Annotated in this window: 11 protein-coding genes; 7 read left to right on the top strand and 4 right to left on the bottom strand. The window is 66.2% G+C overall.

The window, feature by feature from the left end; translation table 11 throughout:
• Nucleotides 1-149: 149 nt before the first annotated feature.
• Nucleotides 150-2,039, bottom strand: a complete 1,890-nt coding sequence (locus QNA11_RS03865) for an ABCB family ABC transporter ATP-binding protein/permease (RefSeq protein WP_283482024.1) — start codon at nt 2,037-2,039, stop codon at nt 150-152.
• Between the two features lie 126 nt (nt 2,040-2,165).
• On the opposite strand from QNA11_RS03865, the gene QNA11_RS03860 reads away from it, so the two are divergent.
• The 4 genes from QNA11_RS03860 to QNA11_RS03845 all read left to right on the top strand — a co-directional run bounded on the left by QNA11_RS03860 (nt 2,166) and on the right by QNA11_RS03845 (nt 5,362).
• The gene (locus QNA11_RS03860; RefSeq protein WP_202071925.1) at nt 2,166-2,762 is read left to right on the top strand and encodes an LOG family protein; all 597 of its coding nucleotides are present in this window, start codon (nt 2,166-2,168) and stop codon (nt 2,760-2,762) included.
• A 300-nt stretch (nt 2,763-3,062) separates the two neighbouring features.
• On the top strand, nt 3,063-4,490 hold the full coding sequence (locus QNA11_RS03855) for a protein adenylyltransferase SelO (RefSeq protein WP_283482023.1): 1,428 nt from the start codon (nt 3,063-3,065) through the stop codon (nt 4,488-4,490).
• Nucleotides 4,491-4,573: 83 nt separating this feature from the next.
• The gene (locus QNA11_RS03850; protein WP_202071927.1) at nt 4,574-4,792 is read left to right on the top strand and encodes a YdcH family protein; all 219 of its coding nucleotides are present in this window, start codon (nt 4,574-4,576) and stop codon (nt 4,790-4,792) included.
• Between the two features lie 357 nt (nt 4,793-5,149).
• The gene (locus tag QNA11_RS03845) at nt 5,150-5,362 is read left to right on the top strand and encodes a hypothetical protein (protein WP_202071928.1); all 213 of its coding nucleotides are present in this window, start codon (nt 5,150-5,152) and stop codon (nt 5,360-5,362) included.
• Nucleotides 5,363-5,429: 67 nt separating this feature from the next.
• Here the strand turns inward: QNA11_RS03845 and QNA11_RS03840 are convergent, their stop codons facing one another.
• From QNA11_RS03840 to QNA11_RS03830, 3 genes are all read right to left on the bottom strand, one after another.
• Nucleotides 5,430-6,317: an RNA polymerase factor sigma-32 gene (locus tag QNA11_RS03840; RefSeq protein ID WP_202071929.1), complete on the bottom strand. Its 888-nt coding sequence runs from the start codon at nt 6,315-6,317 to the stop codon at nt 5,430-5,432.
• Between the two features lie 119 nt (nt 6,318-6,436).
• A complete protein-coding gene (locus QNA11_RS03835; protein ID WP_283482022.1) occupies nt 6,437-7,906 on the bottom strand; it encodes a M48 family metalloprotease in 1,470 nt (489 codons plus the stop codon).
• A complete protein-coding gene (locus tag QNA11_RS03830; protein WP_283482021.1) occupies nt 7,890-8,759 on the bottom strand; it encodes a thermonuclease family protein in 870 nt (289 codons plus the stop codon). Before QNA11_RS03830 ends, QNA11_RS03835 begins: the two co-directional genes overlap by 17 nt.
• A gap of 142 nt (nt 8,760-8,901) precedes the next feature.
• On the opposite strand from QNA11_RS03830, the gene ybgF reads away from it, so the two are divergent.
• From ybgF to ftsH, 3 genes are all read left to right on the top strand, one after another.
• A complete protein-coding gene (gene ybgF, locus QNA11_RS03825) occupies nt 8,902-9,918 on the top strand; it encodes a tol-pal system protein YbgF (protein ID WP_283482020.1) in 1,017 nt (338 codons plus the stop codon).
• Nucleotides 9,919-9,931: 13 nt separating this feature from the next.
• Nucleotides 9,932-10,915, top strand: coding sequence for a tRNA lysidine(34) synthetase TilS (gene tilS / locus QNA11_RS03820; protein ID WP_283482019.1), 984 nt, complete (start codon nt 9,932-9,934; stop codon nt 10,913-10,915).
• Nucleotides 10,916-11,057: 142 nt separating this feature from the next.
• Nucleotides 11,058-12,977, top strand: coding sequence for an ATP-dependent zinc metalloprotease FtsH (gene ftsH / locus QNA11_RS03815; RefSeq protein ID WP_283482018.1), 1,920 nt, complete (start codon nt 11,058-11,060; stop codon nt 12,975-12,977).
• The last annotated feature ends 235 nt before the right edge of the window (nt 12,978-13,212 follow it).

Here is a 13,212-nt window from a genome sequence, read left to right as displayed (position 1 = left end):
GAGGAACGGGACTTCGGAGTGCGCGTCTTGTTAGGCTGTGCCCCTCGGCGTGGGTGGCCGGGACGAGCCCGGCCATGACGGCCCCGAGATTTGTGCTACCCTGCCTTAAATCGGCGCCAAGCAACCGCGCCACTCGCGCGCGGCCCCCCCTACTCCGCCTCGGCCTCTTCCCGCTCCGTCTCCAGCAGCTTGGCGCGCGCCTCGGCGGCCTCGCGCTGGCGGTTCCACATGGCGGCGTATTGGCCGCCACGCTCCAGCAGCTCCGCGTGCCGGCCGCGCTCGACGATGCGGCCGTGGTCGAGGAAAAGGATTTCATCGGCCTCCACCACCGTCGACAGGCGATGCGCGATCACCAGCGTGGTGCGGCCCTTGGCGACGCGGCGCAGCGCCTCCTGGATTTCGTGCTCGGTGAAGCTGTCGAGCGCCGAGGTCGCCTCGTCCAGGATGAGGATCGGCGGCCCTTTCAGGATCGTGCGGGCGATGGCGACGCGCTGCTTCTCGCCGCCGGAGAGCTTCAAGCCGCGCTCGCCCACCTGCGCCTCATAGCCGCCCGGCACGCTGCGGATGAAATCGTCGATCTGCGCCAGACTCGCGGCCTCGCGCACCTCTTCGTCGCTCGCGTCCCAGCGGCCATAGCGGATGTTGTAGCCGATCGTGTCGTTGAACAGCACCGTATCCTGCGGCACCATGCCGATCGCCGCGCGCAGGCTCGCTTGCGTGACGTCGAGAATATTCTGCCCGTCGATGGTGATGCGCCCGCCCTGCGGCTCGTAGAAGCGAAACATCAGCCGCGAGATGGTCGATTTGCCGGCGCCTGAAGGCCCGACGATCGCGATGGTCTGACCGGGCGCGGCCTCGAAGCTCACGCCCTTCAGGATCGGCCGGTCGGGATCGTAATGAAAGCGCACGTCGTCGAAGACGACGCGGCCTTCACGCACCACGAGCGGCTGGGCGTCGGGCTTGTCCGAAATCTCCGGATGCTGCGAGAGGATCGAGAACATGGTCTCGATGTCGATGATCGCCTGACGCACCTCGCGATAAAAAGTGCCCATGAAGTGCAGGGGCTGCGAGAGTTGTATCATCATCGCGTTGATCAGCACGAAATCGCCGACCGTGTTGCGCCCCTCGCGAATGCCATAGACGCACATCACCATCATCACGGTGAGGCCGACAATGTAGATCCCCGTCTGCCCGGCGTTGAGAACGGCGAGCGAGACATAGGAATGCGTCGACGCCTTTTCGTAATGGATCATGGATTTGTCGTAGCGCGCCGCCTCGCGCGCCTCCGCCGAGAAATATTTGACCGTCTCGTAATTGAGCAGGCTGTCGATCGCCTTTTGGTTGGCGTCCGTGTCGCTCTCGTTCATCTGGCGGCGGATGGCGATGCGCCAATTGGTGGCGAGCGTCGTGTAAGCGAAATAGGCGGCGAGGGTGACAATGAGCACGCCGCCATAGCGCCAGTCGAACTGATAGAGAAACACGCCGAGCACTAGCGCCATTTCGAGCGCCGTCGGCGCGCCGGTCGACATGACGAGGCGCGAGAGCGTTTCGATCGCGTTGCGGCCGCGCTCCAGCACGCGCGTGAGGCCGCCGGTTTTGCGGCCGATGTGAAAGCGCAACGACAATTCGTGCATGTGTACGAAAAGGTCGGTTGCGAGACGTCGCACGGCGTGCATGGCGACCGCCGCGAAAACGCCATCGCGCGTCTGCATGAGAATGACCGAGACAATGCGGATAGCGCCCATCAGCAGGGTAAAGCCCACAGCCCCCGCGCCCAGCGCAGGAAGCGCATCTGCTCCGCTTTCCGCCAGCGCGTCCGTGGCCCATTTGAAGGCATAGGGGGTGAGCGCGTTGAACAGCTTGCTGACGACAAGCAGCAGAAACACCAAAGCGACGCGCCGCTCCAGATCGCGCCTTCCGCGCGGCCAGATATAGGGCCACAGGCGGCGGATGGTGGCGAAAAGCGAGGCTTCGGAAAGGGAAGCGTCTTGCGGATCGGGCGGCTGAGCGCCCGAGACGCGCTGACCAATTCTGAGCATTCGAGGTCCGGTGATGGATGAAAGGGCGCCTCGGCGGCGAGGCCTGGGCGTCATATAAGACCTTTAGCCTCTTCGCGCACCCCGCTTGACGGGCGAGGCGAAGGCGCCAGTTGACGGAAGAGAGTTATGCAGAAAATCAAAAACATATGCGTCTACTGCGGCTCTGCTGAGGGGGACGACCCGCGCTACGCCGTCGCTGCGGAAACTTTCGGGCGCACGCTCGCCAGAGCCGGCATTGGGCTCGTCTTCGGCGGCGGCTCCTGCGGCCTGATGGGCGTGGTGGCGCGCTCGACGCTGAACGCCGGCGGCCGCGTGACCGGCATCATCCCGGGCTTCCTCGACGAACGCGAGATCGCCCTGCAGGGCATGACGGAGCTGATCGTCGTCGACGACATGCATACGCGAAAGCGGCTGATGTTCGAAAAGTCCGACGCCTTCGTGGCGTTGCCCGGCGGCGTCGGGACGCTCGAGGAGCTCACCGAGCAGCTCACCTGGATTCAGCTCGGGCGCCACACCAAGCCGCTCGTGATCGCCGACATCGCGGGTTTCTGGCGGCCGCTGCTGACGCTCTTCGCCCATATGCACAATGCGGGATTCATCCGCGAAGGATATGACGTGCGCTACGCTGTGGCCGAGCGTGTGGAGGACATTCTGCCGATGATTGCGTCGACGGCGCGCCGCACGCCGCAGATCGAAGAGACGGCGGTGACGGAGAGGATGTGACGCCGTAATCCGGACTTGGACCGCGCGCCTTCAGGCGCGCATCAAAGCGCCCGCAGATATTGACAAACCTCCGAAGCGGCCTCGTCCTTCGAGACGCGAGCGTCGCTCGCTCCTCAGGATGAGGCCTAAGTGTTTGGCGAAGTTGCAGAAGCTCCTCATGCCGAGGAGCCTGCGCGGCAGGCGTCTCGAAGCATGTGGGGCGTTACCGGCGCTTTGTCAGAGCGCGCCTGAAGGCGCGCGGTCCGTGTTATGGCGCAAGCCTTGCTCGCTGAGCGCACGCGCCCCAGAAGAGACCCACAAATGCCCGTCACAGCCGCCTACCGCCCCGAAGCCCTGCACGAGAGCCTGGGCGATCCCTTTTTCGACCGCGTCGACGCCGCCAACTTCCCGCAGACGATCCTGCGCTTCCGTAATCAGCGCTGGGCCGCGCGCGTCGGCCTCGACGGGCTGACCGACGACGAATGGATCGGGCATTTCGGCCGTTTCGAGCCCCTGCCCGGCAGCTTGGCGCAGCCGCTCGCGCTGCGCTACCACGGTCATCAATTCCGCGTTTACAACACCGAGCTCGGCGACGGACGCGGCTTCCTCTTCGCGCAGTTGCGCGACGTTGCGGACCGGCGCCTGCTCGATCTTGGCACCAAGGGCAGCGGCCAGACTCCCTGGTCGCGGCGCGGCGACGGGCGCCTCACGCTCAAGGGCGGCGTGCGCGAAATTCTGGCGACCGAAATGCTCGAAGCGCTCGGCGTCGACACCTCCAAAACCTTCAGCCTCATCGAAACGGGTGAGGCGCTCCAGCGCGGCGACGAGCCCTCGCCGACCCGTTCGAGCGTGCTCGTGCGGCTCTCGCATTCGCACATCCGCATCGGCACTTTCCAGCGGCTCGCCTATCATGATGACAAAGGCGCGATCGATCGGCTGCTGGATTACGTCTGCGCCCATTACTTCCCGGCGCTCGCCGACCTTTCCGGCCAGGCCAAGGCGCGCGCCTTTTTCGAGACCGTTGTCGCGCGCGTCGCGAAGCTCGGCGCCGGTTATATGTCGGCGGGTTTCGTCCATGGCGTGCTCAATTCCGACAATATCAACGTCACCGGCGAGAGCTTCGACTACGGACCCTGGCGCTTCGCCCCGAGTTACGATCCGCAATTCACCGCCGCTTATTTCGACGAAAGCGGCCTCTATTCCTTCGGCCGGCAGCCCTCGGCGCTGAGCTGGAATCTTGCGCGCCTCGCCGAATGCCTGCTGCATCTGACCAGGCTGGAGTTCGCCCAACGCACGCTCGATAGTTTCGCGGGCGCTATCCAGAAGGAGTTTCGCGCCATCCTGCTACGCCGCCTGGCGCTCGCTCCCGCGGGAGAAGACGCCGACGCCCGGCTGGCGAAGGCCTTCACCGATTTTCTGATGGCGTCCCGCGCGCCATTCGAGCAAACATTCTTCGATTGGCGCGGCGGTCTCGCGAGCAGCGAGCGCGCCAAGGCGAGCCCCTCCGCCGCCTTCTATGACGCGCCGGAATTCTCGCCCGTCCGCGCGGCTTTCGTCGAACATGAGGCGACGGCCGACGCGCGCCTCGACCATCCTTATTTCCGCCGCGCGGCCCCCTGCGCCATGCTCATCGACGAGGTCGAGTCGATCTGGGCGGCGATCGCCGAGCGCGACGACTGGTCGTTGCTGCGCGCCAAAATCGCGCAGATCGGCGAGATGCGCGAGGCCTATGGCTTTGCCTCGGCCTAGAGCGTTTTCTTCTTGAACGCCCCTTGTGTGCGGCGCGATAATCCGCACGATTCTAGACGCTTTGCGGGGCGAGTGTTGCGGCGATGAATGACAATGCCAGCAAGGCGGAGCAGGACGCGATCCGCGCCGAAATCGAGCGCCTGCGCCTCGAACACCATGACCTCGAGGCGGCAATCGACGCGCTGATCGCCGTAGGCCCGCCCGACCAGTTGCAAATTCAGCGGCTCAAGAAGCGCAAGCTGGTTCTGCGCGACCGCATCGCCTTCCTCGAGGACCAGCTCACCCCCGATATCATCGCCTGACGCCACTTCCGTTTGAGTAGCTCGCTTGGGGACGTGTCATTCCCGGCGGGCTGAAAGCCCGACCGGGAACCCAGAGCCATAAGAGCGCTGGTTTTGCTCAGAGCCGTCATTGCGAGCGAAGCGAAGCAATCCAGAGCAGCGATGCGGCGCTGGATTGCTTCGTCGGCTCCGCCTCCTCGCAATGACGGCGGTAATTCCGATGGCTCGCTTTGCGGGCGTCGGGAATGACAAGGAACCAATCAAAGCGGGTCCCATATGAGACGGCACACGGCTTGAAGCCCAGCCATCAGCGGCGCTCCCTTGTCTCTTTTCGAGACGGAAGCGAGCCGCTCTTGGTCAAACCTGGGAAATTAAGCCATGTCTCGTTTCAGTCTTTCGATTAATGATTCCTACCGGCGCCCAGTAGCAGCCGATCGCTATGGTCGGAGCATCCGGCGTGTGGAAGGCGTCCACGTCATCGGCGAAAGCCAGCTCCTTCCGCTCCTGGTCAAAGTCGCCCTGGCGCTCGCCCTTCTCGCCGCGGCGACCACGTCCATCGCCGTCTGGCGCCTCTTCGCCTTCCCGCATTGACGCGCAAACAACCATCCCCGGCTGGGCGAAAGCCCAACCGGGGATGGGATTTCTCATCGCTCGCGCGCTAGGCCATCGGCGAGGCCGCATCCTCCGGCGCATCGTCGTCCTTCAGCCGCGAGAGCGCGCGGCGCAGCTTCGTCAGGGCGCGGCTTTCGATCTGGCGCACGCGCTCCTTCGAAATGCCCAGCTTGTCGCCGAGCGTTTCGAGGGTCACGAGATTTTCGGTCAGACGGCGCTCCTGCACGATCCGCAGCTCACGCTCCGAGAGGATCGCGAGCGCATCGCGCAGCCAGCGGGCGCGGCGGTCCGAGTCGAGCGTCTGCTCCACCACCTCGTCGGGGAGCGGCGCGTCGTCGACGAGGAAATCCATGCGTTGAGCGGAGCCCGCCGACTCGTCGTCGACGAGCTGCGCATTGAGCGACACGTCGGAGCCGGAGAGACGCGAGTCCATCATCTCGACATCGGCGACCGACACGCCCAGCGTCTCGGCGATGCTCTCATAGGCGTCGCCCGCCGTGGCGGCTCCCGGCTCCCGCGACAAGCGAGCGCGCAGGCGGCGCAGGTTGAAGAAGAGCGCCTTCTGCGTCGAGCTCGTGCCGCCGCGCACGATCGACCAGTTGCGCAGGACATAGTCCTGGATCGAGGCGCGGATCCACCATGTGGCGTAGGTCGAGAAGCGCACGTCGCGCTCCGGCGCGAAACGGGCGGCCGCTTCGAGAAGCCCGACATGGCCTTCCTGCACCAGATCGGCGATCGGCAGGCCGTAATGGCGGAATTTCGCCGAAATGGCGATAACCAGCCGCATATGGGCGGCTGTGAGCTTGTGCAGCGCCACGGGGTCCCCATGGTCGCGCCAGGCGACCGCGAGCCCCCTCTCCTCTTCCCTTTCGAGGAATGGGGCGTCCGCCGCCGCCTTCATAAGTTCTCTGCCAAGACCGGGAAGATACGCCATGGTCAAATCTCCACAGCGCGCTATCTCTCGGGCATCATTTCGCGAGATATCCGCGCATTTTGAACAACTCTAGGCGTTCAACACGCGGCGCCCCGGTCCTGTTCCCCCAGGAGCGGCGATCACTCCGTTACGATTTTGTAACGTTCTCCGGCCACAACCGGCTCGCTTTCGTCCAAACCATTGAGCAATCTGAAATATTCGAGCGGGCGGTTGGGCGTCGTCATCCGCGCCGCAAGGCTTTCCGCCGTATCCGCGGTCCCGGCCGTGACGATGGAGAGCTTGAGCCCATGCGCCTCGCGCGCCTCCTCCGGCGTGATCCGCCGGAAAGTCGCAATCGAGTCCATGAATTCCTTCTCCGCCTGATCAGTGAGAGCCCTGGCGGCGAATATCAGGCGGTAGAGGTAATCGCCGGATTGGATCACGGCGAGGCGGAAGTTCCATTCCCCGGCGCGCGCCACGGCGGTGACCGCCGGCAGGCCGTTGACGTCGATCTTCCGCACGCTGGACGGCAGCAGACCATCCACCCAGCCGGACGCCACATAGGCTTCGAGACTTTCTGACGGCGGATTTCTGACCGTGTCGAGCCGCAGCGCCTCATTATCGGCCTGCCGAACGCCAAAGACCGCCTCGCTGGAATTCTCCAGCAGGAAGCCCTCGGGCGCCGCAAAGGCGAAGCGCAGGCGCGGATGGGTGAATTTCCGGTCGCGGACGAAGCCCTCCATCGGATCGTCGCCGAAAGCCACGCCGTTGATCGCCGCGAGATAGCCGGCCCGGTCGCGGTTCCCGATGCCCGGCGCGCCGATCTGTCGGGCGACTGTAATGGCGCGCGTCACGCGCTCGGGGGTGGAAGGGTGGGTCGAAGTGATGTCGAAGCCGGAATCTTTCCGCTTCCCGTAAAGCGCCGCGCGCAGCTCGGACGAGCGGCCGAGCGCCGTCAGGAAGCGCGCCGCGCCGTAAGGGTCGAAGCCCGCCCGGGCGATCACCCTGACGCCGGTTTCGTCGGCGTCGATCTCCTGCTGGCGGGAGAAGCTCGCCACCGACAGGCGCTGCTTCGAGCGCTCTTCCTCGCCCTTTTGCCGGCTCTGGATCACGGTCGCCGCCTGTGAGATCAGCGCCGCCTCGCGCTCCTTTTCGGCGCGCAGCGCGCTGTGGCGCAGCGTGACATGGCCGATTTCATGCGCCATGACCGCCGCCGCCTCGGAAGCGTCGCCGGCAAGGGCCAGGAGCCCGCGCGTGACATAGAGATTGCCCGAGGGCAGCGCGAAGGCGTTGACGACCGGCGTGTTGAGGATCGTCACCTTATAGGCGGTCTGACCGGGCGTTTCGCTGGCCTGGGCGAGCTTGACGAGAATATCGTTGAGATAATGTTCGGCGGCGACGGCCTGATATTCGCCGCCAAATTGCGCGAGCAACTCCTTGTGCTGGACCGAGGAGCGGTTATCCGTCTTGGAGAGCGCCGGCCGCGTGGGCGGGGTCGGCGTGGGCCCGAAGAGCTGGCCCTGTCGCTCGAGCTCGGCGCAATTGGCGAGCGCGACCGCGCAAGCGACGGCCAGGGCCGCCCGCCTCAGGAGGTCACGGCGTCGCGTCAAGGATTTCGATCTCGGCGGGCGTTGAAATCGCCATACGCGGCCCAAAGCCTGTCTCAATAAGTCCTCGCACGCGCGCCCGCCGCCCGATCAGCTTTGGGGGTTCGATTCCCGATGCGGCAAGAATAGCCAAATCGCGCCGCGAAATCACGACCGAGAAATCGTCGAACCGTTTTTTACTGAAATTCAAATAGATAGCGCCAGCGCTTTGGCCGACGCCGTGGATTTTGCCCTCGACGATCGCCATTCCCTTGCGGTGCAGCAACGCCGCGCCGCTCTCTTTGGCGCCGGCGTCGATCGGGCGCATCTCCGGATCGGCCCAAAGACCCCGCGATGCGTCGCGCGCCGGGGCCTCGGCCGTAAGATAAGCCTGGGCGCAGGGCGCGGCGGGCGGATCGGGCCGGAAACGCGCGAGGCCCTCCTCCAGCAGCGCCGCCCCGACCGAGACGAGCGGCGCCTCGGCCCCTGCCCCGCTCGCGGCGAAGACCCGGGCTGGAAAGCGGCCCCAGCGATCCGCCGCGCCGGCGAAGGCGCCGAGAAAGATGTCTTTGCCGGTGAGCCATTCTGATAGCCGCTTATGCGCCGCGGCGCGACGCGCGCGGACGTCCTTGGCGGGCGGCCCCGGGAATTCGAGGCCCGCGAGCGCGGCGCGGCGGCCGTCGTCGAGGAGAAGGTCGAAGTCCTCGTCGACCAAAGCGACGGTTGCGGGCGTCGCGTTTTCGAGCGAGCAGGCCCCGGATTCTGGGGCAGGCGAGAGCGCCCAGGCGCGCGGCACAAGAAAAACGACGCAGAACGCCGCCGCCGCGCATGGCGGAGAAAAGGCGAAGCGGCGACGGCCGCCGACGTTCTGTTTCATAAGCCTCATGGCGCCAGATTAGCTTACGCTCGAACAACGGCAACGCCCGCCGCAATTACGCCCAAAGAGGGTCTATGATGCGGCGCCAGAAAGCCAGCTCCGCCGGCTTTCAGCGCGGCCGTTTCACCCCCATATCTCGCCCATGATCTCTCGCATCGCCCTTTTCGCCGTCCTCTTTCTCAGCGCGGGCGCCGCGCGCGCCTATGATCCCTATGGGCCGGCGCGGCCGGAGTCCGATCTGACCCTTGCGCAGGGCTACAACCGCCCGCCCGCCGACATCGACCTGCCGCCCGGCGAGATCGACAATGGCGCCGCCGAGCCAGGCGCGCTGGTGACGCGCGTCGATCGGCTCGAACGCGACATTCGCCGCCTGACCGGCCAGAACGAAGAGCTGCAGCACAAGGTGCAATTGCTGGAGGAGCAACTACGCGCCGCCAAGGAGGCCGCGCCGCGTCCCGCCGACCCGGCCGCGGCGCATCCCGCCGCCGCGCTCCCGCCCGTCGCGGGGGCCCCTAGCCCGGCGACGACAGGCATGCGCCGCGGCGACGCTTTCGATCCGGCCGTCGAGCCTACCGCGCCCGGCGCGCCCAAGCCGCTCGGGACGACCACGCCTTCCGCGCCCCTCGCCAATCCGCCAAAGACCGTGGCGGGCTCGGTCAGCGCCGCGCCGCCGGTGCGTGAAGCCGGGCAGCCGCTCGACATCGCCCATGGCCGCCTTGTCGGCGACCAGCCCTCTACCTTGCCCGAAATCGCGCCCGCTCCCCCGGCCGCCCCACCCGGCCCCAAGGAGGAATATGAAGAGGCTGTGGCGACGCTGAAGGCGGGCAAGTTCGAGGCGGCTGAGAAATCGCTGGAATCTTTTCTCTCCAAAAACCCCAAGAGCAAATTCGCCCCTGCGGCGACCTTCAATCTCGGGGAGAGCTTCTTCCTGCGCGGGCGCCATCGTGAGGCGGCCGAGAAATATCTCGAGATTTCACAGAAATACGGGCAATCGGCGCAGGCGCCGGACGCCCTGCTGCGGCTCGGCCAATCGCTCGGCGCCATGGGCGCGAAGGAACAGGCTTGCGCCTCCTTCGGCGAGATCGGCATGAAATATCCGGGCTCGGCGCCGCGCATTCGAGACGCGGCGCAGCGGGAAAGCAAGAAGCTGCAATGCTGACGCGCGGCCGCCCTTGACCTTGGATAAAGCTGCCGGCGCCTTCGCGCTGCTGGCGCCCTATGAGAGGCTGCTGCTCGCCGTTTCCGGAGGGCCGGATTCCATCGCGCTGATGCTGCTTTGCGCGCAATGGCCGGAGCGCGCGTCCCATGAGATTGCGGTGGCGACAGTCGACCACGGCCTGCGCGCCGACGCCCGCGCGGAAGCTCAACAGGTTGGCGAATGGGCCCGGACTCTCGGCTTTGCGCATCATCTCTTGAGCTGGGAGGGCGAAAAGCCCCAGACCCGCATTCAGGAGCGCGCCAGAGCCGCGCGCTACGCCCTGCTCGCCGATTGCGCCAAGACCGTCAGCGCCGGCGCCATTGTGACGGCGCATCACGCCGACGACCAGGCGGAAACGATTTTGTTTCGCCTGACGCGCGGCTCGGGCGTCTCGGGACTGGCGGGGATGGCGCCGCAATCGAGCGCGCATGGCGCCCCGCTTCTGCGTCCGCTTCTGGGCTTCACCAAGTCCGAGCTGGTCGAGATCTGCCAAAACGCGGGCCATCGCTTCTTCTCCGATCCCTCGAACGCCAACGACGCCTACGCCCGCGCCCGGCTGCGCAAGCTCATGCCGCTGCTTGCGGAACAGGGGCTCGATCGAGAGGCGCTTCTGCGCCTGGGCGAACGCGCCGCCCGCGCCGAGGCCGCGCTCGCCTCCTGCGCCGCCGCCGCTTATGAGCGTGCGCTGACGGAAACCGCCCCGATTTCTGGCCGTTTCGACGCGGCCGTGCTGGCGGAGCTGCCGCTCGACATCCTGCAACGCCTCCTGGCGCGCGAGATCGCAAGGCTTGCGCCGCAGGCGCAACTCCGCCTCGACAGGCTGGAGCGGGCGGCCGATCGGCTCTCCCGGGCGCTTCGCGAAAAGGCGCCACTTCGGCTCACCATCGCCGATCTTCTGATCGAATCGGACGGTAACAACGTCACCTTGCGGCCGGCGCCGCCCAGGCGTTCCGCCTAGGCCGGAACCGTAAAGACGCTCGACCTTTACGGGGCCTCCCTTGGCAAGAAACATGGGCGCGCCTAGATTAATTCGAACTTGGGAAGCGCGTCCCTCTCGGGGGAATCCACCCGCGCGAGGCGCTCCCGTCACGGATAACCAAATGAACGCAAACTTCAGGAACCTCGCCTTGTGGGCCATCATCGGCCTGCTGGTGGTGGCGCTCGTCATGCTGTTTCAGCAGCCCGGCCAGCGCACGCCGGTCCGGGACATCTCCTTCAGCGAGCTGCTGACGCAGATCGATCAGGGCCGCGTTCATGACGTGACCATCGCCGGGAACGAGGTCGCGGGCCATTTCAACGACAATCGGCCCTTCACGACCTATATCCCGAACGAAGCCAACATCATTCCGCGCCTTCAGCAGCATAATGTCTCGATCAGCGCCAAGCCGCTATCCGATGGCTCGAGCTGGTTGATGACGCTGCTGTTGAACGCGCTGCCGCTGGTCGCCTTCCTGGGCGTGTGGATATTCCTCTCCCGCCAGATGCAAGGCGGCGCCGGCCGGGCCATGGGCTTCGGCAAGTCGAAGGCGAAGCTCCTCACCGAGTCTCAGGGCCGCGTCACCTTCGAGGACGTCGCGGGCGTCGACGAGGCCAAGGAAGATTTGCAGGAAATCGTCGAGTTTCTGCGCGATCCGGGCAAGTTCCAGCGGCTCGGCGGGCGTATTCCGCGCGGCGTGCTGCTCGTCGGCCCGCCCGGCACCGGTAAGACGCTGCTCGCCCGCGCCATCGCCGGCGAGGCGGGCGTGCCGTTCTTCTCGATCTCGGGCTCCGACTTCGTCGAAATGTTCGTCGGCGTCGGCGCGAGCCGCGTGCGCGACATGTTCGAGCAGGCCAAGAAAAACGCGCCCTGCATCATCTTTGTCGACGAAATCGACGCGGTCGGCCGCCATCGCGGCGCCGGTCTTGGCGGCGGCAATGACGAACGCGAGCAGACCTTGAACCAGTTGCTCGTCGAGATGGACGGGTTCGAGGCCAATGAGGGCATCATCCTCATCGCCGCGACCAACCGCCCGGACGTTCTCGACCCGGCGCTGATGCGTCCCGGCCGCTTCGACCGCCAGATCCAGGTGCCGAACCCGGACTTCATCGGCCGCGAGAAGATCCTCAAGGTCCACGCCCGCAAGGTGCCGCTGGCGCCGGACGTCGACCTCAAGGTCGTGGCGCGCGGCACGCCGGGCTTCTCGGGCGCCGATCTCATGAACCTCGTCAACGAGGCGGCGCTGCTTGCGGCGCGGCGCTCGAAGCGCATCGTCACGAACCAGGAGTTCGAGGACGCGCGCGACAAGATCATGATGGGCGCGGAACGCCGCACGCTCTCCATGACCGAGGAGGAGAAGAAGCTCACGGCCTATCACGAGGGCGGCCATGCGCTGGTGCAGCTCACGGTTCCCGGCGCGATGCCGATCCACAAGGCCACGATCATTCCCCGCGGCCGTGCCCTCGGCATGGTGCAGGGCCTCCCCGAGCGCGACCAGGTCTCGCAGACCTTCGAGCAGCTCACAGCGATGCTGGCTATCGCCATGGGCGGCCGCGTGGCGGAGGAGCTGGTGTTCGGCCACGGCAAGGTGACGTCGGGCGCGGCCTCGGACATTCAGCAGTGCACGCGAGTGGCGCGCGCCATGATCACCCAGCTCGGCTTCTCCGATAAGCTCGGCACGGTGGCTTACGCCGAGCCGCAGCAGGAGCAGTTCCTGGGCTATTCGCTCGGGCGCCAGCAGAGCCTGTCGGAGCAGACGCAGCAGACGATCGACGCGGAAGTGCGGCGTCTGGTGCAGGAGGCGTATGACAAGGCGACGCAGATCATGACCGAGAAGCGCGCGCAGCTCGACATGCTGGCCAATGGCCTCTTGGAGTTCGAGACGCTGACGGGCGAGGAGATGAAGGGTCTGCTCACCGGCAAGCGCCCGGTGCGCGAGGACACGAGCGCCCCGACGCCGCAGCCCCCGCGCGGCTCCGCTGTGCCCACGACCGGGCAGAAGCCGGAGCCGGATGTCGGCGGGCTCTCGCCCAACCCGGTCTAAAATAAAAAGGCCCGGCGAGATTCTCGCCGGGCCTCAGAGTTCTGAGAAAGTGGCGGTGACGCCCCTCGCGCTTCGAGACGCCTGCTGCGCAGGCTCCTCAGCATGAGGGGCTTCTGCTTCTACCCCAAACACTTAGGCCTCATCCTGAGGAGCGAGCGAAGCTCGCGTCTCGAAGGACGGGGCCGCCTCGGAGGTTTGTCAACAAACTGAGGCCCGGCGAGACGTCGCCGGGCCT

This window comes from Methylocystis sp. JR02 (assembly GCF_030063565.1).
GTDB lineage: Bacteria > Pseudomonadota > Alphaproteobacteria > Rhizobiales > Beijerinckiaceae > Methylocystis > Methylocystis iwaonis.
The sequence above is the reverse complement of the archived record's forward strand: the minus strand, read 5'-3'. Positions and strand labels throughout refer to the sequence as shown.